The 24,056-nt window shown below is 70.4% G+C and carries 27 protein-coding genes, 2 tRNA genes and 1 other RNA gene; 16 read left to right on the top strand and 14 right to left on the bottom strand.

Annotation, left to right across the window (positions count from 1 at the left end):
• Window positions 1-30 precede the first annotated feature (30 nt).
• Genes FCL41_RS15945 through FCL41_RS15930 form a run of 4 tightly spaced genes read left to right on the top strand, consistent with a single transcriptional unit; the run spans window position 31 to window position 2,213 of the window.
• Complete coding sequence (locus FCL41_RS15945) at window positions 31-354, top strand: WXG100 family type VII secretion target (protein WP_137064715.1); 324 nt, start codon at window positions 31-33, stop codon at window positions 352-354.
• Between the two features lie 10 nt (window positions 355-364).
• Window positions 365-655: a WXG100 family type VII secretion target gene (locus tag FCL41_RS15940; RefSeq protein WP_137064716.1), complete on the top strand. Its 291-nt coding sequence runs from the start codon at window positions 365-367 to the stop codon at window positions 653-655.
• Between the two features lie 2 nt (window positions 656-657).
• Window positions 658-1,968 carry an EsaB/YukD family protein gene (locus FCL41_RS15935; protein WP_137064717.1) on the top strand — a complete coding sequence of 437 codons (1,311 nt, stop codon included), beginning with the start codon at window positions 658-660 and terminating at the stop codon, window positions 1,966-1,968.
• Entirely contained in the window at window positions 1,965-2,213 is a 249-nt protein-coding gene (locus tag FCL41_RS15930; RefSeq protein WP_137064718.1) for a hypothetical protein, read from the top strand. The genes FCL41_RS15935 and FCL41_RS15930 overlap by 4 nt, the downstream gene beginning before the upstream one ends.
• A gap of 64 nt (window positions 2,214-2,277) precedes the next feature.
• On the opposite strand, the gene FCL41_RS15925 is transcribed toward FCL41_RS15930, so the two are convergent.
• Window positions 2,278-2,365, bottom strand: a tRNA-Ser gene (locus FCL41_RS15925).
• 130 nt (window positions 2,366-2,495) lie between these two features.
• Between FCL41_RS15925 and ffs the strand changes: the two genes are divergently transcribed.
• The 7 genes from ffs to FCL41_RS15890 all read left to right on the top strand — a co-directional run bounded on the left by ffs (window position 2,496) and on the right by FCL41_RS15890 (window position 9,077).
• Window positions 2,496-2,585, top strand: an RNA gene (gene ffs, locus FCL41_RS15920) — signal recognition particle sRNA small type.
• Between the two features lie 170 nt (window positions 2,586-2,755).
• Entirely contained in the window at window positions 2,756-5,050 is a 2,295-nt protein-coding gene (locus tag FCL41_RS15915) for a DNA polymerase III subunit gamma and tau (protein WP_137064719.1), read from the top strand.
• A gap of 87 nt (window positions 5,051-5,137) precedes the next feature.
• Entirely contained in the window at window positions 5,138-5,488 is a 351-nt protein-coding gene (locus FCL41_RS15910) for a YbaB/EbfC family nucleoid-associated protein (RefSeq protein ID WP_170970166.1), read from the top strand.
• Between the two features lie 8 nt (window positions 5,489-5,496).
• Window positions 5,497-6,105: a recombination mediator RecR gene (gene recR, locus FCL41_RS15905; RefSeq protein ID WP_137064720.1), complete on the top strand. Its 609-nt coding sequence runs from the start codon at window positions 5,497-5,499 to the stop codon at window positions 6,103-6,105.
• A gap of 10 nt (window positions 6,106-6,115) precedes the next feature.
• Window positions 6,116-6,712, top strand: coding sequence for a DUF5063 domain-containing protein (locus FCL41_RS15900; protein WP_137064721.1), 597 nt, complete (start codon window positions 6,116-6,118; stop codon window positions 6,710-6,712).
• A gap of 59 nt (window positions 6,713-6,771) precedes the next feature.
• Window positions 6,772-8,046 (top strand): aspartate kinase, encoded by a 1,275-nt coding sequence (locus FCL41_RS15895; RefSeq protein ID WP_137064722.1) that lies wholly within the window; start codon window positions 6,772-6,774, stop codon window positions 8,044-8,046.
• On the top strand, window positions 8,043-9,077 hold the full coding sequence (locus FCL41_RS15890) for an aspartate-semialdehyde dehydrogenase (RefSeq protein WP_137064723.1): 1,035 nt from the start codon (window positions 8,043-8,045) through the stop codon (window positions 9,075-9,077). Before FCL41_RS15895 ends, FCL41_RS15890 begins: the two co-directional genes overlap by 4 nt.
• Window positions 9,078-9,158: 81 nt before the next feature.
• On the opposite strand, the gene FCL41_RS17185 is transcribed toward FCL41_RS15890, so the two are convergent.
• The 5 genes from FCL41_RS17185 to FCL41_RS15870 all read right to left on the bottom strand — a co-directional run bounded on the left by FCL41_RS17185 (window position 9,159) and on the right by FCL41_RS15870 (window position 11,341).
• Window positions 9,159-9,302: a hypothetical protein gene (locus FCL41_RS17185; RefSeq protein ID WP_170970167.1), complete on the bottom strand. Its 144-nt coding sequence runs from the start codon at window positions 9,300-9,302 to the stop codon at window positions 9,159-9,161.
• A gap of 135 nt (window positions 9,303-9,437) precedes the next feature.
• Window positions 9,438-9,511, bottom strand: a tRNA-Pro gene (locus FCL41_RS15885).
• A gap of 83 nt (window positions 9,512-9,594) precedes the next feature.
• Window positions 9,595-10,530 (bottom strand): metallophosphoesterase, encoded by a 936-nt coding sequence (locus FCL41_RS15880; protein ID WP_137064724.1) that lies wholly within the window; start codon window positions 10,528-10,530, stop codon window positions 9,595-9,597.
• Window positions 10,527-10,865, bottom strand: a complete 339-nt coding sequence (locus FCL41_RS15875; protein ID WP_137064725.1) for a hypothetical protein — start codon at window positions 10,863-10,865, stop codon at window positions 10,527-10,529. Before FCL41_RS15875 ends, FCL41_RS15880 begins: the two co-directional genes overlap by 4 nt.
• 74 nt (window positions 10,866-10,939) lie before the next feature.
• Window positions 10,940-11,341, bottom strand: coding sequence for a hypothetical protein (locus FCL41_RS15870; protein ID WP_137064726.1), 402 nt, complete (start codon window positions 11,339-11,341; stop codon window positions 10,940-10,942).
• Window positions 11,342-11,727: 386 nt separating this feature from the next.
• Between FCL41_RS15870 and FCL41_RS15865 the strand changes: the two genes are divergently transcribed.
• Window positions 11,728-12,186: a GatB/YqeY domain-containing protein gene (locus FCL41_RS15865; RefSeq protein ID WP_137064727.1), complete on the top strand. Its 459-nt coding sequence runs from the start codon at window positions 11,728-11,730 to the stop codon at window positions 12,184-12,186.
• 112 nt (window positions 12,187-12,298) lie between these two features.
• On the opposite strand, the gene FCL41_RS15860 is transcribed toward FCL41_RS15865, so the two are convergent.
• On the bottom strand, window positions 12,299-14,680 hold the full coding sequence (locus tag FCL41_RS15860) for a penicillin-binding protein (RefSeq protein WP_170970168.1): 2,382 nt from the start codon (window positions 14,678-14,680) through the stop codon (window positions 12,299-12,301).
• Between the two features lie 269 nt (window positions 14,681-14,949).
• Here FCL41_RS15860 and FCL41_RS15855 point away from each other — a divergent pair, with 269 nt between their 5' ends.
• A complete protein-coding gene (locus FCL41_RS15855) occupies window positions 14,950-15,246 on the top strand; it encodes a WhiB family transcriptional regulator (RefSeq protein ID WP_137064728.1) in 297 nt (98 codons plus the stop codon).
• 124 nt (window positions 15,247-15,370) lie between these two features.
• On the opposite strand, the gene bagB is transcribed toward FCL41_RS15855, so the two are convergent.
• From bagB to FCL41_RS15840, 3 genes are read right to left on the bottom strand one after another with little or no spacing between them, the layout of a single operon-like run.
• Window positions 15,371-16,540, bottom strand: coding sequence for an ArsA family ATPase (gene bagB, locus FCL41_RS15850; RefSeq protein WP_137064729.1), 1,170 nt, complete (start codon window positions 16,538-16,540; stop codon window positions 15,371-15,373).
• The gene (gene bagA, locus FCL41_RS15845) at window positions 16,537-17,586 is read right to left on the bottom strand and encodes an ATPase BagA (RefSeq protein WP_425325788.1); all 1,050 of its coding nucleotides are present in this window, start codon (window positions 17,584-17,586) and stop codon (window positions 16,537-16,539) included. Before bagA ends, bagB begins: the two co-directional genes overlap by 4 nt.
• A gap of 10 nt (window positions 17,587-17,596) precedes the next feature.
• Window positions 17,597-18,358 carry an IclR family transcriptional regulator gene (locus FCL41_RS15840; protein ID WP_137064730.1) on the bottom strand — a complete coding sequence of 254 codons (762 nt, stop codon included), beginning with the start codon at window positions 18,356-18,358 and terminating at the stop codon, window positions 17,597-17,599.
• A gap of 151 nt (window positions 18,359-18,509) precedes the next feature.
• Between FCL41_RS15840 and FCL41_RS15835 the strand changes: the two genes are divergently transcribed.
• Both FCL41_RS15835 and FCL41_RS15830 read left to right on the top strand, forming a co-directional pair.
• Window positions 18,510-19,286, top strand: coding sequence for a CoA transferase subunit A (locus tag FCL41_RS15835; protein ID WP_137064731.1), 777 nt, complete (start codon window positions 18,510-18,512; stop codon window positions 19,284-19,286).
• Between the two features lie 5 nt (window positions 19,287-19,291).
• A complete protein-coding gene (locus tag FCL41_RS15830) occupies window positions 19,292-19,942 on the top strand; it encodes a 3-oxoacid CoA-transferase subunit B (RefSeq protein WP_137064732.1) in 651 nt (216 codons plus the stop codon).
• A 342-nt stretch (window positions 19,943-20,284) separates the two neighbouring features.
• On the opposite strand, the gene FCL41_RS15825 is transcribed toward FCL41_RS15830, so the two are convergent.
• Both FCL41_RS15825 and FCL41_RS15820 read right to left on the bottom strand, forming a co-directional pair.
• Window positions 20,285-20,530 carry a hypothetical protein gene (locus FCL41_RS15825; protein ID WP_137064733.1) on the bottom strand — a complete coding sequence of 82 codons (246 nt, stop codon included), beginning with the start codon at window positions 20,528-20,530 and terminating at the stop codon, window positions 20,285-20,287.
• Window positions 20,531-20,586: 56 nt separating this feature from the next.
• Window positions 20,587-20,817 (bottom strand): hypothetical protein, encoded by a 231-nt coding sequence (locus FCL41_RS15820; protein ID WP_137064734.1) that lies wholly within the window; start codon window positions 20,815-20,817, stop codon window positions 20,587-20,589.
• Window positions 20,818-20,942: 125 nt separating this feature from the next.
• On the opposite strand from FCL41_RS15820, the gene FCL41_RS15815 reads away from it, so the two are divergent.
• Complete coding sequence (locus FCL41_RS15815; RefSeq protein ID WP_137064735.1) at window positions 20,943-21,977, top strand: LLM class flavin-dependent oxidoreductase; 1,035 nt, start codon at window positions 20,943-20,945, stop codon at window positions 21,975-21,977.
• Between the two features lie 199 nt (window positions 21,978-22,176).
• Here FCL41_RS15815 and FCL41_RS15810 read toward each other — a convergent pair whose 3' ends face one another.
• Together FCL41_RS15810 and ybaK are read right to left on the bottom strand one after the other, a co-directional pair.
• Window positions 22,177-23,550, bottom strand: a complete 1,374-nt coding sequence (locus FCL41_RS15810) for an MFS transporter (RefSeq protein WP_137064736.1) — start codon at window positions 23,548-23,550, stop codon at window positions 22,177-22,179.
• Window positions 23,547-24,044 carry a Cys-tRNA(Pro) deacylase gene (gene ybaK, locus FCL41_RS15805; RefSeq protein WP_137064737.1) on the bottom strand — a complete coding sequence of 166 codons (498 nt, stop codon included), beginning with the start codon at window positions 24,042-24,044 and terminating at the stop codon, window positions 23,547-23,549. The genes FCL41_RS15810 and ybaK overlap by 4 nt, the downstream gene beginning before the upstream one ends.
• Window positions 24,045-24,056: the final 12 nt, after the last annotated feature.

Genomic DNA, 24,056 nt, shown 5'->3' with positions numbered 1-24,056 from the left:
CCGCGTTCTCGGAGCAGGGGAGGAAGTCGCATGAGTCAGATGAGTCAGGGAGACCTGGTGGTCGGCGAGGGGGTGCTGGCAGCCGCGTCCGAGGCGGTCACGCGGGCACGGACGGACGTGACGACGCTGAGCCGGCAGCTGGCGGGGGAGATCGAGGCGTTGGAGAGCAGGTGGAAGGGCGACGGGGCGCGGGCCTTCGAGCGGCTCCACCACGCCTGGCAGAGCAAGCAGCAACGCGTCGTGGGCGCGCTCGACGGCCTGGCGGCAGCGCTCGAGGAGACGGGACGCGACGCCGTCGCCACCGACTCAGCCCAGGCCGACGTGACCCAGCGACTGCTCAGTCGGCTGGGTTGAGGGGGGCGACATGTTCAACGGAATCCAGGTCGACCACCGCGCCCTCGACGGCGCCAGCCGAGACCTCGTCCAGGCCGCAGTCCGGATCGAGGGGCGCCTCGACCAGCTGGAGTCGGAGCTCGCTCCGTTGAAGTCCAGCTGGGGAGGTGCTGCGCAGGAGACCTACGTCGTCGCCCAGCGCCAGTGGGACACCGCCATCGCCGAAATGGTGGCCCTGCTGCGTGACTTCTCCGTCGGCGTCGAGGAGGCCAACCAGGCCTACCGGGCCGCGGACCTGCGCGGCTCACGGCGCTTCGGCTGACCATGACGCACTCGTCCCTCCTGCGGGTCCAGGTGGCGGCCCCACGTCGTCGGCTCGACGTCAGCCTCCCGGCCGAGGTGGCGCTGTGGGAGATCCTCCCCGAGGTGCTGCGAGGGCTCGGGTGGTCGCACGACCCCTCCCGGACCGTCCTGGTGACCGCAGGGGGAAAGCGGCTGGACCCGGAGCGGGGACTGCTCGGTCAGGATGTCGCTGACGGCGACGTCCTGACCGCGGCGCACCACGAGGAGCATCGACCCGCCGTCCTCCACGACGACCTCGTCGAGGCGGTGCACGAGCGCTCACGCGAGGTGCTGGCGTCGTGGGGTCCCGGGTCCGCCGAACGGGCGGGGACCCTGGTGCCGCTCACGCTGGTGGGTCTGGTCCTCGTCGTCCTCCTGGTGTCGCGACTGCCTGCCGGGACCTCCGCCGCCGTGGGCGCGGGGGCGCTGCTGGTGCTGGCCGTGACGGTCCTCATGACCCGTGCCGCCGGTCCGTCCTGGGCTCCGGTCGCGGGTGGATGGCTCGGCGTGCCCATCACCATGGTGACCGGGTGGCATGCGTCCGTCGCCGGAGGTCTCGGCGCAACGGAGGCCACCGTGGCGTCGGGGGCAGCCGCCGCGGCCGTGGGACTCGTCGCACCCGTCATGGCGTCGTCGAGGTGGCCGTTGTCCACGCCGCCGCTCGTGGTGATGGCGGTCTGGGGGCTGGCGGAAGCGGTCTCGACCACGGTGGGACCTCCACGGTGGGAGGTCCTCCTCGTCGTGCTCGCCCTGGGATGCCTCGTCGCCACGGCCGTGCCCTCGTTCGCGGTCGGTGCGACGGTGACGCGCGGTCAGGCCGAGGGGAGCGGCGTCGACGTGGCCAGGCTCGACGCCGACATCTTCCTGGCGCACCGGCTGGTGCTGTCGCTCCAGTGGTCGGGCACCGTGCTGCTGCTGACCGTGGTGCCGTTCGTCGTGCCGCACGGAATGGCTGCCACCGCCGTGCTCCTGGTCGTCCTCCTCGTACGCCTGCTCCGCCTGCGGCACCAGCGTTCGTCCACCGTCGTGGCCACCGGACTGGTCGGCGCGGGAGTGACGGTGACGTGGCTGGTCCTCCACGTCGTGCTCCACCAGCCCGCGTGGCTGCCCGGCGTCCTGGGCGTCCTGCTCGCCGGGGCACTGCTCATCCCTCTGGTCGTCGTGGCGGTCCCGCGGGGCGCCTCCGGGGCGTGGTGGGGGTGGCTCGGCGACACGGCGGAGACGGTCCTGGTGGTGTCCTTGCCGCTGACGGTCACCGTCACGCTGGCAGGCGAGCGGTGGTTCACGTGGTGAGCCGGAGCGAGCTGCTGGCCGCCCAGCGGTGGAGCCGTCGCCATGCCACGCAGGCACTCTTCGGGCGCACCCGTGCGTACGCCCGTGGCCAGGGCCCCGCGCCCGGTGCAGGTGTGCTGGCTGGCCTGCTCCTGGCGGCCGTGGTCTGGGCCGCGCCGCTCCTCGTCGACGTCGTACGCACGGGAGGAGCTCCGTCCCCCGGGCAGCAGCTCCCACCGCCGGCTCCTGCCTCCGCGGGCAGGTGAGGGAGAAATGCAGGACGCCGGCACGAGTCTGCGTGCCGGCGTCCTGTCGGATCCGATGGATCTGTGGCGGAGGTAGGGGGATTCGAACCCCCGAGGGCGTTAACCCAACCCGCTTTCCAAGCGAGCGCCATAGGCCACTAGGCGATACCTCCGCCGGAGAGGCTACCTGTACCTCCCCCCGGCCCGGAAATCGCCTGCCGTTGCGCGGCGAAATGGCCGAAACCATCTCGTCATGGCCCGCCGCTTTGTCGCCGTCACCCCGCCTGTCCTAGACTCCCCACCAACCCCCCGTGCGGCGGTATCTCACTGAATCCCCCAGGGCCGGAAGGCAGCAAGGGCAGGTGGGCTCTGCCGGGTGCACGGGGGGCCTTTTCTTTGTCCGGTCCACGGTCGCGTCGACCCGCCCGCCCCGGCGCCCGCTCGCACCGCGTCTCGCAGCGCAGGGACCGCTGAGTGGCCACAGGTGCGTCCCTGCTCTCACTCTGGTCACGGATCTCCCGACGCAATGGGTGGTTGTCGGTATCGGTGGTTAGGGTTCACACGTGGACTCACCGCTCGCTCTCTACCGCCGCTACCGGCCCGAGACGTTCTCCCAGGTCATCGGCCAGGACCACGTCACGCAGCCGCTGCGCAACGCCTTGGCGAACGACCGGGTCAACCACGCCTACCTCTTCTCCGGCCCACGCGGCTGCGGCAAGACGACCTCGGCGCGCATCCTCGCGCGTACGTTGAACTGCGCGCAGGCGCCCACCGCCGAGCCCTGCGGCGAGTGCGACTCGTGCCGCGACCTCGCCACGGGCGGAGGCGGTTCGATCGACGTGATCGAGATCGACGCGGCCTCGCACGGTGGCGTGGACGACGCGCGTGACCTGCGCGAGAAGGCGTTCTTCGCCCCGGTGCGCGACCGCTTCAAGATCTACATCATCGACGAGGCCCACATGGTCTCGAACCAGGGCTTCAACGCCCTGCTCAAGCTGGTGGAGGAGCCGCCGCCTCACCTGCGGTTCATCTTCGCCACCACCGAGCCGGAGAAGGTCATCCCGACCATCCGCTCGCGTACCCACCACTACCCGTTCCGGCTCATCCCGCCGCGGATGCTGTCGGAGCACGTCTCCGACCTCTGCGCCCGTGAGGGCGTGGCCATCGAACCAGCCGCCGTGCCGCTCGTCGTACGCGCAGGCGCCGGTTCGGCCCGAGACACCCTGAGCGTGCTCGACCAGCTGATCGGCGGCGCGGGGCCCGAGGGCGTCACCCACCGGCTGGCCGTCGCGCTGCTCGGCTTCACCCCGGACACCCTGCTGGACGAGATCGTCGACGCCTTCGCGGCCTCCGACGGCGCAGCGGTCTTCGGTGTGGTCGACAAGGTGATCGAGTCGGGGCAGGACCCGCGTCGGTTCGCCGAGGACCTCCTGCGCCGCCTGCGTGACCTGGTCATCGTCGCCGCCGTGCCGGACGCCCCGACCACCGGACTCATCGACGTCTCGCAGGACCAGGGTGAACGCCTCGCCGCGCAGGCTGCCCGGTTCGGCGGGTCCGACCTCTCCCGTGCCGCCGACATCCTGGCTGCCGGACTCATGGACATGAAGGGCGCGATCTCCCCGCGCCTGCTCCTGGAGCTCATCTGCGCCCGGGTCCTCCTGCCGGGTGCCGACCACACGACCGACGGGGTCCAGGCCCGCCTGGACCGCATGGAGAAGCGCTTCGCCATCGGCGCGGTGCCGACCGGTGACGCCCAGCCGCCGTCCCGTGCGCCCCAGCAGCAGCAGCCGACCCAGCAGTCGGCGCAGTACTCGCCCCAGCAGGCAGCGCGCCAGGCGGTGGCACCCCCGGCGGCCCAGGCCCCGCCCTCGGCAGCACCGGCCGCCCCGACCACCGCAGCGCAGGCCCCCGCCCAGGAGCCGGTGCAGCAGCCCCAGCAGCAGCCCCAGGCCCCAGCTCCGGCGGCGCCGACCCGACCTGCGCAGCCCGCTGCTGCCAGCGAACCCGCGGGGTGGGGTGCTCCCGCCGCGAGCGCAACCCCGCCTGGCCAGTCCGCTTCGCAGGCTCCTGCGAGCGCGCCCGACCCCTCCACCCCGACCAACCCTCCGGGTGCGCCGACCGGTGGCCTCAGCCTCGTCGACGTACGACGCCTGTGGCCCGACGTCGTCGATGCCGTCCGCAGCCGTCGCCGCCTCGCCTGGATGCTGCTGACCCAGAACGCCCAGGTCACCGGTGTCGACGGCAACACGCTCACCCTGGGCTTCAACAACGCCGGGGCGCGCGAGTCCTTCGTCAAGGGCGGAAGCGACCTCATCGTGCGTGAGGCAGCCATCGACGTCATCGGGGTCGCCTGGAACATCGATGCCGTCGTGGACCCCGGGGTGGTCCCTGGCGGTGCCGGGCCGGCCTACACGGTGAAGTCCCCGGCGGTGAAGCCCACCCAGCCAGCGCAGGCGCAGCCGGACCAGCGGCAGCCCGAGCGGGCCCAGGCCGACTTGCCCCAGTCCGGCCCAGCCGGCCAGCGTCCCCAGCCCGGCCGTGGCGACGACGGCGGCTACGAGCCGCCTCCGCCGTCGGAGCCCCCGGACGACGACGGCCCGCCGCCGCCACCGGAGTCGTACGACCGCTCGCCGGCGGCGCAGCAGCCACCGGTCGACCAGCAGTCCGTGCGGGCTGCCCGTGAGGCCATCCAGCAGACGCGCAACGGCGAGATGCCCAAGCGCAACGACGACCGGGCCCTCGCGGACGCGGCCGTCAGCCGTGACGACCCGGACGCGGAGTCCCAGGAGCTCGACAGCGCCGAGCTGTTGAAGCGCACGCTGGGCGCCAGAGTCATCGAAGAGATCAAGCACCAGTAGCCGCCCGTGCCCCGCGGCACGGACCGACTCGCAGCACCCATCAGCACCTGACGCACAGCACCGACGCCCACGACAGAGGACATCACCATGAGCCAGAATCCCTTCGACGCCCTCGGCGGAGCCGACGGCGGCTTCGACATGAACGCCCTGCTCGCCCAGGCGCAGCAGCTCCAGAGCCAGATGGAGGAGGCGCAGGAGCGCCTGCGGGCCGCCCAGTTCACCGGTGAGTCCGGTGGCGTGAAGGTCCACGTCTCCGGCGCCGGCGAGCTCACCGCGGTCGACATCACCCCCGGCACCTTCGACGGTTCGTCGGTCGAGGACCTCGAGGACCTCTCCGACCTCCTCGTCGCCGCCTACCGCGACGCCAAGGCCAAGGCCGAGGCCGAGGCGACGGCCGTCATGGGCCCCATCGCCGGTGGCTTCCCCGGGCTCGGCTGAGGTTCTCCTTGTACGAAGGTGTCGTCCAGGACCTCATCGACGAGCTCGGCAGGCTCCCCGGTGTCGGTCCCAAGAGCGCGCAGCGGATCGCGTTCCACATCCTCCAGGCCGACCCGGAGGACGTGAAGCGTCTCGCCGACGTGCTCCACGAGGTCAAGGAGAAGGTCAAGTTCTGCTCGACCTGCTTCAACGTCTCCCAGGACACGCAGTGCCGCATCTGCCGTGACCCGCGCCGTGACCCGACGGTCCTGTGCTGCGTCGAGGAGTACAAGGACGTCGTCGCGATCGAGCGCACCCGCGAGTTCAAGGGCCGCTACCACGTGCTCGGCGGGGCGATCTCGCCGATCGACGGCATCGGCCCCGAGCAGCTCCACGTGCGCGAGCTGATGATGCGCCTGGCCGACGGCACCGTCACCGAGGTCATCCTGGCCACCGACCCGAACCTCGAGGGGGAGGCGACGGCCACCTACCTCACGAGAATGCTGAAGCCGTTGGGGTTGCGCGTGACGCGTCTGGCGAGTGGACTGCCAGTAGGCGGTGACCTCGAGTACGCCGACGAAGTCACCTTGGGGCGGGCGTTCGCCGGAAGGCGGTCGGCCGATGACGGCGGGAGCTGAGGTGGCTGGCATGAAGGGCCCCACGGTGCTGGACACCGATCTCGAAGTCTTCGCCGGCCAGATCGCCGACCAGGTGGAGTCCTTCCTCCTCGCCACCCAGGCGGTCGCCCACGAGGGCGACAGTGGGCGAGCCATTCCGATCCTGCTGCTCGAGATGGCCCAGATCTCGCTCGCCGGAGCACGTCTCGGCGCCCAGGTCGACTTCCGGCCCTCCGCCGAGCACCAGCCCGACGTCGGGATGGAGGGCGACATGGACGACCTCCGTCGCGCCCTGGCCGTCGCGCTCGGACCGGTTGACGCCTACTCGTTCGTCTTCGACCCCTACGACCTGGAGGTCGTCGAGAGCCTGCTCTCCGACGACGTCACGAGCATCGCCGCCGACCTGGAGAACGGCCTGCGCCACTACCGCCGCGGCGACGTCGTCGAGGCGCTGTGGTGGTGGCAGTTCTCGTACGTCTCCTCGTGGGGCAACCTCGCCGGCGCAGCGCTCAACGCCCTTTGGTCGGTGGTGCACCACGCCCGCCTGGACGTCGAGAACCCCCTCGACGAGGAGGTCGTCGCGGTGGCCGATGAGATCCTCGTCAACCGCTCCGAGGCGCCGGATTAGACTTGCCGGCGTCGACGCACCGCGTCGGCTCTCCAGCCAACGAGCAAGGTGGTAATTCGGTGGGCATTGTCGTGCAGAAGTACGGGGGTTCCTCCGTCGCGGACGCAGCCGGCATCAAGCGGGTCGCCCAGCGGATCGTCAACACCAAGAAGCTGGGGCACGACGTCGTCGTCGTGGTCTCGGCCATGGGTGACACGACCGACGAGCTGCGTGACCTCGCCGAGCAGGTGAGCCCGCTGCCGCCGCCGCGTGAGCTGGACATGCTGCTCACCGCCGGCGAGCGGATCTCGATGGCGCTGGTCGCCATGGCGATCTCCCAGCTCGGCCACAAGGCCCAGTCGTTCACCGGCTCCCAGGCGGGGGTCATCACCACGGCCGAGCACGGCCGGGCGAAGATCCAGAAGATCACCCCGGGCCGCATCGAGCACGCCATCGCCGACGGCGCGATCGCGATCGTGGCCGGCTTCCAGGGTGTCTCCGAGAGCACCAAGGACGTCACGACGCTGGGCCGCGGCGCCTCCGACACCACCGCGGTGGCGCTGGCGGCCGCGCTGGGCGCCGAGGTCTGCGAGATCTACTCCGACGTCGACGGTGTCTTCACCGCCGACCCGAGGATCGTCCCCACCGCCCGCAAGCTCGACCGCGTCTCCCACGAGGAGATGCTGGAGATGGCCGCCTCCGGCGCCAAGATCCTCCACCTGCGCTGCGTGGAGTACGCGCGCCGCTACAACATGCCCATCCACGTGCGCTCGTCCTTCTCCACCAAGGAAGGCACGTGGGTCCTGCCCGCCCCCAGCGAGAACGAGGAAGCCATGGAACAGGCCATCATCTCCGGCGTCGCCCACGACCGCAGCGAAGCCAAGATCACCGTCGTCGGCGTGCCCGACAAGATCGGTGAGGCCGCCCGCATCTTCCAGACGCTGGCCGACGCCGGCGTCAACATCGACATGGTCGTGCAGAACGTCTCGGCTGCCGCCACCGCGCGTACGGACATCTCGTTCACCCTGCCCCGCGAGGACGGCCAGGCGGCCATGGGTGCCCTGGCGAAGGTGGAGTCCGAGGTCGGTTACGAGCGCCTCCTCTTCGACGACCAGATCGGCAAGGTCTCCCTCATCGGTGCCGGCATGCGCTCGCACCCCGGCATCACCTCGAAGTTCTTCGCCGCGCTGGCCGGCGCGGGCGTCAACATCGAGATGATCTCCACCTCGGAGATCCGCATCTCGGTGATCGTCGACTCCGCCGACGTCGACACCGCGGTCCTGGCCGCGCACCACGAGTTCGGGCTGGACGCCGACGAGGTCGAGGCCGTGGTCTACGGAGGGACCGGGCGATGACCGCGATCGGGATCGTCGGCGCCACCGGCCAGGTGGGCGTCGCGATGCGCCAGATCCTCGAGGAGCGGGACTTCCCCGCGACCGAGGTGCGCTTCTTCGCCTCCTCCCGCTCCGCCGGCAAGGTGCTGCAGTTCCAGGGCAAGGACGTCGTCGTCGAGGACGTCGCGACCGCCGACCCGACCGGGCTCGACATCGCGCTCTTCTCGGCCGGCGCCACCACTTCGCGGGCCCAGGCTCAGCGGTTCGTCGACGCCGGCGTGATCGTCGTCGACAACTCCTCGGCCTTCCGCAAGGACCCCGAGATCCCGCTGGTCGTCTCCGAGGTCAACCCCGAGGCGTTCGCCGGTGTGGTCGAGGCCGGCCGCGGCATCATCGCCAACCCCAACTGCACCACGATGGCGGCCATGCCGATCCTCAAGGTGCTGCACGACGCAGCGGGCCTCAAGCGGCTCGTGGTGTCGACCTACCAGGCCGTCTCCGGCTCGGGAGTCGCCGGCGTCGAGGCGCTCGCCTCGGGCGTCGAGGCGATCGAGGACCCGCGCCCGTTGGCGTACGACGGCACCGCCGTCGCGCTCGGCGACCCGGCGCCCTACGTCGAGTCCATCGCCTACAACGTGCTGCCGCTGGCGGGCTCGATCGTCGACGACGGCCTCAACGAGACCGACGAGGAGCAGAAGCTCCGCAACGAGTCCCGCAAGATCCTCGGCATCCCCGACCTCAAGGTCTCCGGCATCTGCGTGCGCGTGCCCGTCTTCAGCGGCCACTCGCTGGCGGTCAACGCCGAGTTCGAGGCCGAGCTGACCCCGGAGAAGGCCCGCGAGCTGCTGGCCGACGCCCCGGGGGTCCAGCTGGAGGAGATCCCGACGCCGCGCAAGGCGGCCGGCAAGGACCCGTCGTACGTCGGTCGCATCCGCCAGGACGAGGGTGTCGACGGCAACCGCGGCCTCGCGCTCTTCATCAGCAACGACAACCTGCGCAAGGGTGCTGCCCTCAACACCGTGCAGATCGCGGAGCTCCTCGTCCAGCAGTGACGCTGGGGGCTCTCTGAGAGCCCTCTGCCGCCTTCGAACGCCTGTCCCGGTCTCCGGGGCAGGCGTTCGTACGTCCGGGGCTCAGGCAGGCGCGTCCCGCAGGATCCACCAGGCCCCTGCGCTGGCCACGAGCGCAGCGGGCACGGCCTCGAAGTGCTCGGTGAGCGCCAGGATGCCGGTCGCGGTCAGTCCGATGCCAGCCACGAGGTGTGAGGAGGCGGTCATGTCCACTCCTGTCGGTCGCGTATGTGGACCAACATAATGGACTAACGCGAGTTCGCGCAGCAGTGGGACGGTGCGGCGGACCAAGGTGTCGGAAATGCAGAACTCCCCGGATCCGATGGATCCGGGGAGCAACTGTCGGGCTGACAGGATTTGAACCTGCGGCCTCCTCGTCCCGAACGAGGCGCGCTACCAAGCTGCGCCACAGCCCGATCGTGGGCACCGAGTGGATTGCTCCGAGGCACTCACGAACGAAGTGAGCATAGCGGAGCGGTGACGCCGGTACTAAATCGGGTCAGGCCTCCGGGACGAAGGTCATGAGCGTCGCCTCGGGGCGGCAGGCGACCCGGAACCGGACGTACGGGTTGGTGCCCAGGCCAGCCGAGACGTGCAGCCAGCTCGAACCTTCGTCACCCGGCTGGGACGCTGCGGGGTGACGGTGCAGACCCTTCGCGCGCGCCGGCTCGAGGTCACAGTTGGTGGTCAGGGCTCGTCCGCGTCCGTCGAGCGTCGGCAGGCAGACCTGACCGCCGTGCGTGTGGCCCGCGATGATCGCGTCGTAGCCGTCGCGCGCGAACGCATCCAGCACCCGCAGGTAGGGCGCGTGCACCACGGCCAGGCGTACGTCCGCCGTGGCGTCCGCGGGTCCCGCCACGCGCTCGAGGTCGTCGTAGGAGAGGTGCGGGTCGTCGACGCCCACGAAGGCAATGCGCGTGCCCCTGACGGTCAGCTCTCCGAAGCCATTGGTGAGGTCGAGCCAGCCCTCGTCGCTGAAGGCCCGCTTCAGCTCACCCCATGGCAGCTGTGGGGCGGTGGTGTGGCGCAGGCCGAGGTCGGCGCCCAGGTAGGCCAAGGGGTTGCGCATGGTCGGCTCGAAGTAGTCATTGGAGCCCAGGACGTAAGCCCCCGGCAGCCTCAGCAGGTCGGCGAGCGGCTCGACCACGTGCTCCACGGCGTCGCGGTGGGCCAGGTTGTCGCCGGTGTTGATCACCAGGTCGGGCTCGAGGTCGGCCAACGAGGCCAGCCACTCCTGCTTCGCATGCTGCTCGGGCGTCATGTGGATGTCGGAGAGGTGCAGCACCCGCAGCGGCTCGTGGCCGGACGGGAGCAGGGGCACGGTGACCTCACGCAGGGTGTACTGCCGGGCCTCCCAGGCTGCGTACGCCGCCAGTGCGCCTCCGGCAAGCAGGCCGACGCCAGCGGTTCGTCCCAGGAAAGTCGATGCGCTCACGTGGCACAGCGTGCCACAGCGTCGGGTGCCGCTCCGCCACGCAGGAGCGTCCGCGCGATCAGTGCAGAGAGCACGACCGGGAGCAGCACGGCGAGCGCCCACCAGTTCGGGACCAGGTCGTACTCGCCGTTGCAGGCGCTGGAGAACTGCCACCACCAGGAGCCGCGTTCGGCCCGCTCCCACGCCTCGGGCACGAACACCTGCTGCCGGATCTGGCAGACCTCCTGGGTGCCGACCTCCGAGAGCTCGGCCAGGAAGACGCCGTACGCCAGCGCCGCCACCGCCCACAGGGCCAGGGCCGCGAGGGCCAGGAGCCGCCAGATCAGGCCGAACAACGGTGTCACCGGGTTGCGGCAGGCCCGGCGACGAACCGACGGGGGCGCATGTTCATTGGCCGGGGCATCTCGCCTCACGGGGTGGCTGGAGTCCCGTCAGGACAGGTGACGGAACGCGCCGTGACCTCGCGGGTCACCTCGTACGTCCGGCACGTCAGACCCCAAACGGCTTCTCCTTGGTCGGGTGGGAAGAAGCTCCCGGATTCGTAGTACTGGTAGACCGCAACGGTCACAGACGCTCCTTCCTGCTCGCGCACCACCCACGTCGATGCGCCGTGGCCGTCCGTGATTGCCGGGTCCGGAGTGGAGAGCCACGCTTCGGCTGCCTCGCCGCGTTGCGCGGCGGTCGTGGCTCCAACCGTCTGCATCTCGCGCTCCAAGCCCTCCAGCAGCGCGCCGTCGGCCAACCGCGCCGCCTGCTCGTCGGCATCCTCTTGCAGCGTGCTGCATCCCGTCACGACGAGCAGGACACCCACCGCGGCACCGACGGATTGATGACGCCTCATGACATGCGGATCCGGTGTTTCTCGGCCGCCCGACGGCGACCCGGTGCAGAGGCGCCGATGGCGCCCGCGCCACCCTTGCTCGAAGTTCCCCGGGCGACATGGATCGAGCCCTGATCCGGGGCCGGGAGGTGACCACCCCACGCGAGCACGCCGTCTGACTCAGCGCGCATGTCAATCCTTCTGATCGGGGTGTGGTTCGGACGAAAACCTAGCGCAGCCTTTGGTGCGCCGGGTGGTCTTGGGCGCGGACGCGAGCACGGTTGACGGTTGAGAACTGATACGCACGCCTGCGGGTGCCGGGTCGGACGCGGTGCCTGTGCCGGGTCGGGTCGGGCGATGCCTGCCACACTGGACGCATGAGTGAGCTCAAGGACCGTCTCCGCAGTGACCTGACCGCCGCCATCAAGGCCCGCGACGAGGTGCGCTCCTCGACGCTGCGCATGGTGCTGACCGCCGTGACCAACGCCGAGGTGGCCGGCAAGCAGGCCAAGGAGCTCAGCGACGACGACGTGCTGACCGTGCTGACGAGTGAGGCGAAGAAGCGCCGTGAGGCGCACGCCGCCTTCGCCGAGGCGGGCCGCGACGAGATGGCGGCCAAGGAGAAGGCCGAGGCCGAGGTGATCGCGGACTACCTCCCGACCCCGCTGACGCCCGAGGAGGTCTCGGCTCTCGTCGCCGCCGCCATCGAGAAGACCGGCGCCGCCGCCGACGGCATGAAGGCGATGGGCAAGGTCATGGGCGTCGTGACGCCGCAGGTCAAGGGTCGCGCCGACGGCGGTGCGGTCGCGGCCGAGGTGCGTCGCCAGCTCGGCTGAGCAACCCGGTACGGGCAGCCACGCCCGGACACGCAGAAGGCCTGACACGCAGAACGGGCACCGAGGTCATCCTCGGTGCCCGTTCTCGTACGTCGTGCCCGTTCAGCCCGGCTCAGCCGCGCCCCGGCCCTCGCCCACGGCCGTTGCGCTTGCCCTTCTTCTTCTTGGGCTTCGCCTTCGGCTTCGGGACGTAGCCGGACGACGGGTAGATGTAGACGGTGTCGCCGCTGCTCAGCGACGAACCGCTGCCGGGCGAGGACCAGGCGACCAGGCCCTCGTCGACGTTGGAGTTGACGACGCCGCCGACGGCGACCTTGAAGCCCTCGTCCTCGAGTACCTTGGTCGCCTTCTCGATCGTCATGCCGCTGACCGACGGCACGGGGGTCAGCGCCCCGAGGATCTCCGAGCCGGAGGGTCGCTGGAACTCCTCGTCGGGCAGCCACTCGGCGATGGGCTTCATCGCGTCGCCCCACATCGGTCCTGCCGTGCCGGAGCCGGACGCAGAACTGATGTACACGCCTCCGACCGACTGGGTGTTGAGGCTGATCGGGCTGCCCTCGAAGTTGGCGCCCGCGATCATCGAGGCGGCGGCGAGGTTGGGGGTGTAGCCGGCGAACCACACGGCCTTGTTGTCGCTGGTGGTTCCGGTCTTGCCGGCCGACTGCTGGGGCAGGGCGAGGCCGCGGCCGTAGCCGAAGCCGCCCGGCTCCTGGACGCCGCGCAGCACGTCGTTGACGGCGTCGGCGACCGAGCCCGCCAGCACCTGCTTGCAGTCCTTGGGGTAGTCCTTCAGCACGTTGCCGGCGGCGTCCTCGATCGAGGTGACCGGACGCGCGGCGCAGTGCAGGCCGCGGCCGGCGAAGGTCGCGTACGCCTCGGCGAGCTCCAGCGGGCTGGTGTCGGCGATGCCGAGGACGAAGGTGGGGACGCGCTCCGGGGAGCCGCCGCCGGGCTCCTTGCCCTCCGGGTTGGTGAGCTCGATGCCCATCTCCTTGGCGAGCTCGTAGGGCTCGCAGAGGCCGGTCGACTTCGTCAGCTGCAGGAAGTAGGTGTTCACCGACTCCCGGGTGCCGGTGTACATGTTCTTCGCGCCCGAGGTCGTCGAGTTGTTCATCGTGAAGGGCGCGTAGCCGTAGGGCTCGCCGTCGCAGTCCTCGAACTCGCTCTCGTTGAACACCATCTTCGGCGGCGAGCTGATCTGCTGGGTCATCGAGATCTTGCCCTGGTTGAGGGCGGCGGCCAGCACGAAGACCTTGAACGTCGACCCGGCCTGGAAGCCGTTGGAGTCGCCCAACCGCTTGGGGACGACGTAGTTGAGCATCGTCTGCCCGGCCTTCTTCTTCGTGCCCATCGGGCGCGACTGGGCCAGTGCTCTCACGTCACCGGAGCGCGGTTCGATCATGGCCAGGCCGCCGATGGCCTGGTCAGTCGGGAAGACGTGCTTGCGCACCGACTCGTCGGCCGCCTTCTGGAACTTGAGGTCGACCGTGGTCTTGATGGTCAGGCCGCCGGAGCGCAGCAGGTCGCGACGCTCCTCCTTGGTCTTGCCGAGCGACTTGTCCTCCAGCAGGTAGCGGTAGAGGTAGTCGCAGAAGAACGCGGCAGGCGAGTTGACGCAGCCGTTGGCGGCGGGCTGGCGGTCGAGGCCGAGGCCCTTCTCCTGCAGGCGGGTGGCCTGCTCCTTCGGGATGACGTTGAGCTGCGCCATCCGCGCCAGCACCACGTTGCGGCGGGCCTTGGCGCGGTCGGGGTAGTTGACCGGGTCGTAGCCGACCGGGTTCTTCACCATGCCCGCCAGGAGCGCGGCCTCCTTGACCGTCAGCTTCTTGGCGTTCTTGTTGAAGTAGCGCTTGGCGGCCGCCTGCACGCCGTAGGCGCCGTCGCCGAAGTAGGCGATGTTGAGGTAGCGCTCGAGGATCCAGTCCTTGGAGTACTTCTGCTCGAAGGCGATGGCGTAGCGCAGCTCGCGCAGCTTGCGCTGGTAGGTGTCGTCGGTGGCAGCCTGGCGCGCGTCCGGGTCGTCCTTGGCCTGGTCGATGAGCGTCAGCTTGACCATCTGCTGGGTGATCGAGGATCCACCCTGGACGACGCTGTCGGCCGCCTGGTTGCTGATCAGGGCGCGCATCGTGCCCTTCAGGTCGAGGGCGCCGTGCTGGTAGAAGCGGTAGTCCTCGATCGCGAGGATGGCCTGCACCATCGGCTTGGAGATCTGGTCCAACGTGACCGTGACGCGGTTCTCGTCGTAGAACGAGGCGATCAGGTCGCCGTCGACGGAGTAGACGTTGGTCTTCTGGGCGAGCGGCTTGAACTCGAGCTCGGCCGGGAGGTCCTCCATCTGCTCGGAGACGTCGGTGGCCATCGAGCTGGCGACGAAGGCGAACGGCATGGCCATGCCGGCCACCAGGACTCCGAGGGCGGTGGACGCCGCGACCATGATCCCCAGGTGCTGGGTGATACGGCGCTTGCGACTCGGCGACTGGTCAGGCGTGGACATGGGGGTCAGCCTACGTGAGTCGGGCGCAGATACCCCATCACACTTTTCAGGGCGCCGGAGGGGGTTCGGTCGGACTTTTTCCGAGTCTCCCTGTCCATCCCCTACTCGATGTAGTCATTACGGACTAGTCATAGGTGACTATGCGATCTGGGCTAAACGTGTCTGTCCCTGCGTCTCGCTGGTCCATACCTTTGAGAGTGCAGCATCAATGGTGAGTCGGACTCGTGGGGATGTCCACCACCATATTGAGGATCTTTGGGGAGAGAGACATGTGGGTTGAGGACTGGTCGTCAAAGGCGGCTTGCAAGGACTCGGCACCGGACCAGCTGTTCGTCCGTGGTGCTGAGCAGAACAAGGCGAAGCAGTTGTGCAACGGCTGCGCCGTCCGTACCGAGTGCCTGGCGGAGGCCCTCGACAACCAGATCGAGTGGGGCGTGTGGGGCGGAATGACCGAGCGTGAGCGCCGTGCGCTGCTCCGTCGTCGTCCCGGCGCCTCCTGGCGCACCGTCCTCGAGTCCGCTCGTGAGGACCACGCCCGCACCGGCATCCCGACCCTCCAGTTCTGATGCCACGCTGACCCGTCGGTCACTCCAGGGGCAGCAGCACTGCCGGACCAGCGACGTCCCCGGCCACCCGAAAGGGCCGGGGACGTCTGGCATTTCTGACGGCGTGCCTCCCCGTCAAGGGTGGTCAGCCCTCGGCCAACAGATCCCCGATCCGGCGTAGACCCTCGAGGTCGTGCACGTCGGTGGGCAGCGCCGGCACCACGACGGTGGCGACCGTCGGGTGGGCGGCGGCGAAGCGTCTCCGCAACCGGCCCTCACGCTCCTCGAGCCGCAGGCGCCTGGCGTGCAGGCGCAGCAGCCCGGCGGTGAGATCGGCTGTCTCCGACGGCGTACGCCCGAGCCGGTCGGCGGCGGCCCCGGCCTCGTCGGCACTGAGGTCGCTCCCGCTCGGCGGCGCGGCCCGGTTGACGACCAGGCCGGCCAGCGGCATCTCGTCCTCGTCGAGACGCTCGACGAAGTAGGCCGCCTCGCGCAGGGCGTCCTCCTCCGGCGCGGCGATCACCAGAAAGGCGGTCCCGTCGGCCTGGAGCAGGGCGTACGTCTTCTCCGCGCGCGCCCGGAAGCCGCCGAAGAGGGTGTCGAAGGCGGCCACGAAGACCTGCATGTCGGTCAGCACCTGGGCGCCGAGCACCCGGTTGAGCGCGGCGGTGACGATGCCGAAGCCTGCCGTCATCAACCGGGCCGGGCCCTTGGCCGGGGCCAGCAGGATCCGGATGAACCGCCCGTCGAGGAAGCTGGAGAGTCGCTCGGGGGCGTCGAGGAAGTCGAGCGCCGAGCGCGACGGCGGGGTGTCGACCACGATCAGGTCGTAGCTGCCGTCCTTCTGCGCCTGGCGCTGGATCTGGCCGAGCTTCTCCATCGCCATGTACTCCTGCGTCCCCGCGAACGAGCTCGACAGCGCCACGTAGAACGGGTTGGAGAGGATCTGCTGCGCCTTCTCCGGCGAGGCCTGCGACAGCACCACCTCGTCGAAGGTGCGCTTCATGTCCAGCATCATCGCGTCGAGCGACCCCTCCCCGTCCACGTCCGGCACCGGTCGCGGGGTGTTGTCGAGCTTCTCGATGCCCATCGACTGGGCCAGCCGACGGGCCGGGTCGATGGTCAGCACGACGACCTTGCGCCCGCGCTCGGCGGCCCGCAGCGCGAGGCTGGCGGCGGTGGTGGTCTTGCCGACGCCACCCGAGCCGCAGCAGACGACGATGCCGATCTCGCGGTCGTCGATCAGCGCGTCGACGTCGAGGGCGGGTGCGTCGCTGGCGGTGCTCGCCAGCGGTCCGACACGGGTGCGGGTCATCGTCCGAGCCCCTGGTCCTTGAGGAGGGCGGCGAGCTCGTAGAGCCCACCGAGGTCGACGCCGTCGACGAGCTGGGGGAGGGCGTACGTCGGCACGCCCGGCTCCTCGACGAGCTGGCGCATGCTGGCTTCGAGCTCGAGGCGCAGTGCGTGGTCGCGTCCCTGGTCCAGCAGGGCGTCGACCAGGGACGGTGCGGGCTCCAGTCCGGCGTCGGCCAGCCCGGCGGCGACCGCGTCGCGGTCCAGCGCCCCGGCGGCGGCCTGCGCGAGGAGGTCGGCGGGGAGCTCCTGCGGGCGTACGAGGTTGGCGACGATCGCGCCCACCGGCAGGTCGGCGTCGTGCAGCTCCGCGATCCCGTCGATGGTCTCGGTCACCGGCATCTCCTCCAGCAGCGTCACCAGGTGGACCGCGGTGCGAGGGGAACGGAAGAGGGTCATCACCCGGTCGGCCTGACTGCGGATCGGTCCCACCTTGGCCAGCCCTGCGAGCTCGCCGTTGACGTTGAGGAACTGCGCGATCCGTCCGGTGGGCGGCGCGTCGAGGACGACGGCGTCGTAGGTCACCGCGCCCTTGTGGCGGCTGTTGCGCTCCACCGCCTCGAAGACCTTGCCGGTCAGCAGCACGTCGCGTACGCCCGGGGCCACCGTGGTGGCGAACTCCATGACGCCGAACTTCTCCAGCGCCTTTCCGGCCCGGCCGAGCTTGTAGTACATCGCCAGGTATTCGAGCAGCGCCGACTCGGGATCGATGTGCAGGGCGTGCACGGTGCCGGCGCGCCCCTTCCCGTCGGCGAGTCCGCGAGCGATCCTGGTCTCGACGTAGGGGAGCGGGTCGACGTCGAACATCCGGGCGATGCCCTGGCGTCCCTCCACCTCGCAGAGCAGCACGGTGCGCCCGGACGAGGCGAGGGCGAGCGCGAGCGCGGCGGCCACCGTGGACTTGCCGGTGCCGCCCTTGCCGGTGACCACGTGCAGCTGCACGCCTGACCAGTCGTGGTTGTCGGTGGTGGTGCCTGTCGTCGTGTGCGTCTCGTTGTGAGCTTCCACGTCGCCCAACCTAGTGGCGGGACAGGGCGATCGACAGGGCGTGTGCCTCGCGCAACAGCAACGGGCCCAGCTCGCGGCGTCGGGCAGCGGAGAAGCGTTGCTCGATGCCGGTCAGGCTCAACGCCCACGCGGGGCGTTCGGCGGCGTCGAAGACCGCGGCGCCCATGCCCCACGACCCCTCGACGATCAGTCCCGGGTTGACGGTCCAGCCCTCGGCGCGGGTGGTGGCGACGCGCTCGCGCACCGCATCGGCGCTGTGGTCCGCGCCGAAGCCGGCGATGAGGTCGGTCCGGGCGAGGTAGTCCTCGAACTCGGCGTCCGGCAGGAACGACAGCACCGCCAGGCCGGCGGAGGCGACACCCAGGGGAAACCGGATGCCTTCGCGCAGCACGTGGGAGCGGATCGGGAACGAGCCGTCCTCGCGCAGCAGGCAGATGGTCTCGTCGCCGCGCCGGGCGGAGAAGAAGGCGCTCTCGCCGGTCAGCTGGGCCAGCCGTCGTACGACGGGCTGGGCCAGGGCGGTGACGTCGTACCGGGCCTTGGCGGCGTTGCCCATGAAGAAGAGCTCTGGTCCCAGCAGCCAGCGTCCGGTCGCGGCGTCACGGTCGGCCAACCCGGCCTCGGCGAGGGAGGTGAGGAGCCGGTGGGCCGTCGGGCGGGCGAGGCCGACGCGGCGGGCGAGCTCGGACGTACGCGCGCCCGTCGGCTCGTGGGCTGCGACCGCGCGCAGCAGGGCGGAGACGCGGCCGACGACGTCCACAGGAGTGTCCACTGGATGAACGCTACAGGCCACCCAGTGTCGTAGGACGAGAGATTCGCGTCAGCTGGATGGGCACCCGTTGACGTGCTGACCCCGCTGCACTGGAATCAGGGCTGGTGCGGAGCCCGCGTCGGCGCGGACTCCCGGCAGGAAGGAACCCCGAATGGACAAGGTGGTGGCCAGCGCCGCCGAGGCAGTCGCGGACATCCCGTCCGGTGCGACGCTCTCGGTCGGTGGATTCGGTCTGTGCGGCATCCCGTCGACGCTCATCGACGCGCTGCTCGAGGCAGGCATCAGCGACATCGAGGCCGTCTCGAACAACTGCGGCGTGGACGACTGGGGCCTGGGCAAGCTGCTCATGGAGAAGCGGATCCGTCGCATGGTCTCCTCCTACGTCGGCGAGAACAAGGAGTTCGCCCGCCAGTACCTCTCCGGTGAGCTCGAGGTCGAGCTGACCCCGCAGGGCACGCTCGCCGAGCGCATGCGCGCCGGCGGCTCCGGCATCCCCGCCTTCTTCACCGCCACCGGCGGCGGCACCCAGATCGCCGAGGGCGGCCTGCCGTGGAAGTACGACGCCGACGGCAACGTCGAGGTTGCCTCCCCGCCCAAGGAGACCCGCGACTTCGACGGACGGGAGTACGTCCTCGAGGAGGCCATCGTCGCCGACTTCGGCCTGGTGCGCGCCTGGAAGGGTGACCGCCACGGCAACCTCGTCTACCGCGACTCCGCGCGCAACTTCAACCCGCTCGCGGCGATGTGCGGCAAGGTCACCATCGCCGAGGTCGAGCACCTCGTCGAGCCCGGCGAGCTCGACCCCAACGACATCCACACCCCCGGGGTGTACGTCCAGCGCGTCGTCGCGCTGACCCCGGAGCAGGCCGCGGAGAAGCGGATCGAGAAGCGCACCGTGACCCCGCGTACCGCCGGACAGGAGGCCTGAGCGCCATGGCTGAGCAGAACAAGGGCTGGACCCGTGAAGAGATGGCAGCCCGCGCCGCCGCCGAGCTGAGCGACGGCCAGTACGTCAACCTCGGCATCGGCCTGCCGACGCTGGTGCCCAACTACGTGCCGGACGACGTCGAGCTCGTGCTCCAGTCGGAGAACGGCATCCTCGGCGTGGGCGCCTACCCGCTCGAGGGCGAGGAGGACCCCGACCTCATCAACGCCGGCAAGGAGACCGTCACGGTGCGCCGCGGCGCCTCGTTCTTCGACTCCGCGACCAGCTTCGGGATGATCCGTGGTGGCAAGATCGACGCCGCCATCCTCGGCGCCATGCAGGTCTCGGCCGCCGGCGACATCGCGAACTGGATGATCCCCGGCAAGATGGTCAAGGGCATGGGCGGCGCGATGGACCTGGTGCACGGCGCCAAGCGCGTCATCGTGCTGATGGAGCACGTCGCGCGTGACGGCTCCTACAAGATCGTCAACGAGTGCTCGCTGCCCTACACCGGCAAGAAGGTGATCGAGCGGATCATCACCGACCTCGCGGTCATCGACGTGACTCCCGAGGGGCTCGTGCTCGTCGAGCTGGCCCCCGGCGTGACCGAGGAAGAGGTCCGGGAGAAGACGGAGCCTGCCCTGATCTCGGCGCTGTGATCTCCGCGCTCTGACCCGCCTGTCCACCACGCCCCGTTCGGTAAGCCGGACGGGGTGTGGTGCGTCTGGCTCAGTCGCGGGTGGAGGTCAGGTTCTCGTAGAGGGCGATCGACAGGCCGACGATGGCGGCGAGCAGCAGGACGATGAGCAGGGAGAACAGGCTGGAGTTCATGCGCGAGACCGTAGGTGCCGCGGGCGCACAGAAGGGCAGACCGCCCTCCCTTTCCCCGATATCGGTGACCGCCTACGCGTGGCAGCGGGCCGCGACGGCCGGGCTCACGACTGTCAGACGCCCGGGGCAGACGCACGGGCCAGGCCGCCGGCCTGGCCGCAGGGACAGGCTCACAGTGGAGTGGTGCCGCCGTGCGCCTTCAGGTCCTTGCGGGGGATGAGGACGTACAGCAGCGTGCCGAGCCAGCCGATGAGGAACATCCCGATCACGTAGAGCACCTGGTTGTGACCTGCCTCGGTCCAGCGCGGTCCGGGGACGCGGAGCGCCTCGATGAGCATCCAGAGCCACCAGACGCCCAGGGCGATGGAGGGCAGGACGAGAAAGACGAGGAGCTCCGTGGAACCGATGCCAAACATGCGGACAATCTAGGGCTCTTTGCCGACGGTCGGGACAGTCCAGGAAACACTGCTGCTCAGACGGCAGAGTTGGTCGCCCGGAGGTCCTTGCGCGGGATCAGCACGTAGAGCAACGTCCCCAGCCAGCCGAGCAGGAACATCCCGATCACGTAGAGCACCTGGTTGTGACCTGCCTCGGTCCAACGCGGCCCGGGGATGCGCAGCGCCTCGACGAGCATCATGATCCACCACACGAAGAGGGCGATCGAGACGGCCGCGAGAAGCCCGGCGAAGAGAAGGGAACTCATGGCGGCAATCTAGAGGCCGCCGCAGTCGCGGCGCAGGGTGTCCGAGAAACGCCTCCGGAGGCGTGGACCAGCAGACGCGGCGGAATAGCGGCCACGCCTGGACCGTTCAGCCGGGCGTGACTCCCATGCCCCAGCTCTCCGTCCTTGACCTGACCCCCGTGCGTACGGGCCAGACCACCGGGGAGGCGCTGCGCGCGAGCACGGCGCTGGCCCAGATCGCCGACCAGCTGGACTACCGGCGCTACTGGGTGGCCGAGCACCACAACACGGTCTCGGTCGCCTCGACCAACCCCCCGGTGCTGATCGCGATGCTGGCCTCGGCCACCGAACGGATCTCCGTGGGGTCGGGCGGCGTGATGCTGCCCAACCATTCGCCGCTCGTGGTCGCCGAGCAGTTCGCGCTGCTCGAGGCGGCCTTCCCGGGGCGTGTCGACCTCGGCATCGGCCGCGCGCCCGGCACCGACGCGCTGACCCGCTTCGTCCTGCGCGGGCAGGAGATGGAGTCGCCCGACGAGGCGGTCAACCGCTTCCCCGAGTACGTCTCCGACATCGCCATGCTGCTGCGCCCCGAGGGCGTGGAGATGGCCTACGGCTCGCGCCGCCAGAGCCTGCGCGCGACACCGCTGGCCTCCAGTGTGCCGCGGATGTGGCTGCTGGGCTCCTCCGACTACTCCGCCCGCCTCGCCGCGCAGCAGGGGCTGCCGTACGTCTTCGCCCACCACTTCTTCGGCCAGGGCACCGCCCAGGCCCTCGAGCTCTACCGGGCGAACTACCAGCCTTCGGAGGCCTACCCCGAGCCGCGGACCTTCCTCACCGTCAACGCGTCGGTGGCCGAGACCGAGGACGAGGCGTTCGAGCTGGCCACGCCGCACATGCAGTCGATGATCGCGCTGCGTACCGGCGGCCCGTTCAACGCCCAGCGCACCGTCGAGGAGGCCGTCGAGATCGGCTTCCCGATGGAGCAGCTCGACATGGTGCACGCCATGCGCCAGACCTGGATCGTGGACGAACCGAAGTCGGCCCGTGAGCGGATCGCCGAGTTCGCCTACCTCCACCAGGTCGACGAGGTGATGGTCCAGCCGATCGGCGGCGCCCGGGCCGGCGACCCGCTCGACCGTACGCCGTCACGCGAGCAGACGCTGCAGCTGCTGGCTGGGTGAGGTTCTGGCCGCGCCCCGGAAGGAAACTCCGCCGGGGTCGCGGTGCAGACACGCTCAGGCCAGCCGCGAGACCAGCGAACTGCCTTCCGGGCCGTGCGTCCGTGTCTGGCCGCGCCCCGGAAGGAGATTCCGCCCGGATCGCGCCGGAGACACGCTCAGCCCAGCCGCAACCCCAGCGAACTGCCTTCCCGGTCGTGCGTCAGTGCGCAGCGCCGTCCGGCGTGCCGTGCGCGTTGGTCCGCGCGGCCGCCAGCACGCTGACGACGGCGACGGCGCTCGCGAAGCAGTAGACCGCCGTGAACGGGTCGCCACCGGCTGACTCGACGGTGGCGAAGACCAGGCCGGCGAGGGCCAGCGACAGCGCGCCGCCCATCGAGTCGGCCGCGTTGAGCGCCGCGGAGTTGAACCCTCGGTCCACGTCGGTGGACGCCTGCAGCATCGCCACGCCGGTGCGCGGGTAGGCGAAGCCCATGCCGGCGCCGGCGACGACGTAGACGGCTCCGGCGATCCATGGGTTGACCTCCAGCCAGATCGCGCCGGTCAGCAGGACCAGCCCGGCCACGATCACGAAGGCGCCCACGGTCATCGCCCGGGTGTGCCCGAGTCGCCGCATCCGCGCCTGGAGCCAGCTGGTGAGCGCCCAGACGATGCCGACGGCCGACAGTGCCAGGCCGGCCACGGTGGGGGTCAGGCCCCACTTCTCCTCCAGCGTCAGCACCACGTAGCCCTCGGCCATGAAGAAGGAACCCGCCAGGAAGCCGCGCGTCGAGATCACCGACGGCAGTCCCTCGGCCAGGCGCAGGGCCCCCTTCGGCAGCAGGTGGGTGAGGGCGAAGAGCACCAGCGCGGCGCAGGCCAGCGCGAGCACGACGTTGTCGCCGACCAGGCGTACGCCCAGCACGGCGGCGGCCGCCACGACCGCCCACACGAGCGGGGCGTACGAGGTGTGCTCCGGCTGCTGCTCGGGTTGCGGCAGTCCGAGCACGCGGCGTGCGAGCCCCAGGCCGACGACCGCGACGAGCGCGACGGTGCCGAGGAAGACCCAGCGCCACCCGAAGGCTTCGGAGATCACCGCGGCCACCGCAGGCCCGAAGAGCGACGGCAGCACCCACGCCGCGGCGAGCGCGGCGAAGACCGACGCCTGGAGGCGGGAGGGGTAGATCAGTCCGATCACCACGTAGAGCACGACGGTGGCGCCGCCGCCGCCCAGGCCCTGGAGCACGCGCCCGGCGACGAAGAGCTCCATCGAGGTCGCCGCCCCGGCCATCAGCAGACCACCGGCGAAGACGCTCAGCGCCAGCAGCAACGGCATCGCCGGGCCGCGACGGTCGCTGATCATGCCGGCCGCGACCATCCCGACGACACCACTGGCCAGGGGCGCGGCGAAGCCGAGGGCGTACAGGTCACGCCCGTCGAGCGCGTCGGTGAGCGTCGGCATGACCGTGGTGACGGCGAGGTTCTCGAAGGCCACGAGCACGATCACCGCGAAGGTGCCGAGGGTGGTGGCGAGGTAGGCCGGCGACAGGATGCCGCCGCCCTGGTCGGTCTGCGTGGTGGTCTGGGGGGTGGTCAACGGGAGATCTCCGCAAGGGTCGCGCCGGTGAGCGAGACCAGGTCGTGGGGGGACAGTTCGACGTCGAGGCCGCGGCGTCCGCCGGAGACCAGGACGGTCTCGTGCAGCAGCGCGCTCGCGTCGACGACGCATGGCAGGGGCGTACGTTGGCCGATCGGGGAGATCCCGCCGACGACGTACCCGCTGGAGCGGGCCGCCAGGGCGGGGTCGGCCATCACGGCCTTCTTGGCGCCGAGCGCGGCGGCGATCGCCTTCAGGTCGAGCTGGCCGGCGACGGGCACCACCCCGACGGCGAGCGACGGACGCCCGGAGGCTGCGACGTCGACGACGAGCGTCTTGAAGACCTGCTCGGGCGGGAAGCCGAGCGCCTCCGCCGCCTCGAGGCCGTACGAGGCCGCGCGCGGGTCGTGGTCGTAGGGACGCAACGTGAAGGGCACCCCGGCGGCGCTCAACGCGTCGGTCGCCGGGGTGCCTCCAGAAGCCTTCTTCGCCACCTGTCGAGGATA

Source organism: Nocardioides jishulii (assembly GCF_006007965.1).
Taxonomy (GTDB): domain Bacteria; phylum Actinomycetota; class Actinomycetes; order Propionibacteriales; family Nocardioidaceae; genus Nocardioides; species Nocardioides jishulii.
This window is presented reverse-complemented; position numbering and strand designations above follow the sequence as displayed.

Excerpts from the sequence above, each read along its gene's own strand:
- FCL41_RS15945 (WP_137064715.1), top strand. The coding sequence starts at position 31 with ATGAGTCAGATGAGTCAGGGAGACCTGGTGGTCGGCGAGGGGGTGCTG.
- FCL41_RS17185 (WP_170970167.1), bottom strand. The coding sequence starts at position 9,302 with ATGACCGCCTCCTCACACCTCGTGGCTGGCATCGGACTGACCGCGACC.
- FCL41_RS15855 (WP_137064728.1), top strand. The coding sequence starts at position 14,950 with ATGTGGGTTGAGGACTGGTCGTCAAAGGCGGCTTGCAAGGACTCGGCA.
- FCL41_RS15935 (WP_137064717.1), top strand. The coding sequence starts at position 658 with ATGACGCACTCGTCCCTCCTGCGGGTCCAGGTGGCGGCCCCACGTCGT.
- FCL41_RS15900 (WP_137064721.1), top strand. The coding sequence starts at position 6,116 with ATGAAGGGCCCCACGGTGCTGGACACCGATCTCGAAGTCTTCGCCGGC.
- FCL41_RS15890 (WP_137064723.1), top strand. The coding sequence starts at position 8,043 with ATGACCGCGATCGGGATCGTCGGCGCCACCGGCCAGGTGGGCGTCGCG.
- FCL41_RS15835 (WP_137064731.1), top strand. The coding sequence starts at position 18,510 with ATGGACAAGGTGGTGGCCAGCGCCGCCGAGGCAGTCGCGGACATCCCG.
- FCL41_RS15910 (WP_170970166.1), top strand. The coding sequence starts at position 5,138 with ATGAGCCAGAATCCCTTCGACGCCCTCGGCGGAGCCGACGGCGGCTTC.
- FCL41_RS15820 (WP_137064734.1), bottom strand. The coding sequence starts at position 20,817 with ATGAGTTCCCTTCTCTTCGCCGGGCTTCTCGCGGCCGTCTCGATCGCC.
- FCL41_RS15830 (WP_137064732.1), top strand. The coding sequence starts at position 19,292 with ATGGCTGAGCAGAACAAGGGCTGGACCCGTGAAGAGATGGCAGCCCGC.
- FCL41_RS15860 (WP_170970168.1), bottom strand. The coding sequence starts at position 14,680 with ATGTCCACGCCTGACCAGTCGCCGAGTCGCAAGCGCCGTATCACCCAG.
- FCL41_RS15825 (WP_137064733.1), bottom strand. The coding sequence starts at position 20,530 with ATGTTTGGCATCGGTTCCACGGAGCTCCTCGTCTTTCTCGTCCTGCCC.
- bagB (WP_137064729.1), bottom strand. The coding sequence starts at position 16,540 with ATGACCCGCACCCGTGTCGGACCGCTGGCGAGCACCGCCAGCGACGCA.
- FCL41_RS15940 (WP_137064716.1), top strand. The coding sequence starts at position 365 with ATGTTCAACGGAATCCAGGTCGACCACCGCGCCCTCGACGGCGCCAGC.
- FCL41_RS15815 (WP_137064735.1), top strand. The coding sequence starts at position 20,943 with ATGCCCCAGCTCTCCGTCCTTGACCTGACCCCCGTGCGTACGGGCCAG.
- FCL41_RS15865 (WP_137064727.1), top strand. The coding sequence starts at position 11,728 with ATGAGTGAGCTCAAGGACCGTCTCCGCAGTGACCTGACCGCCGCCATC.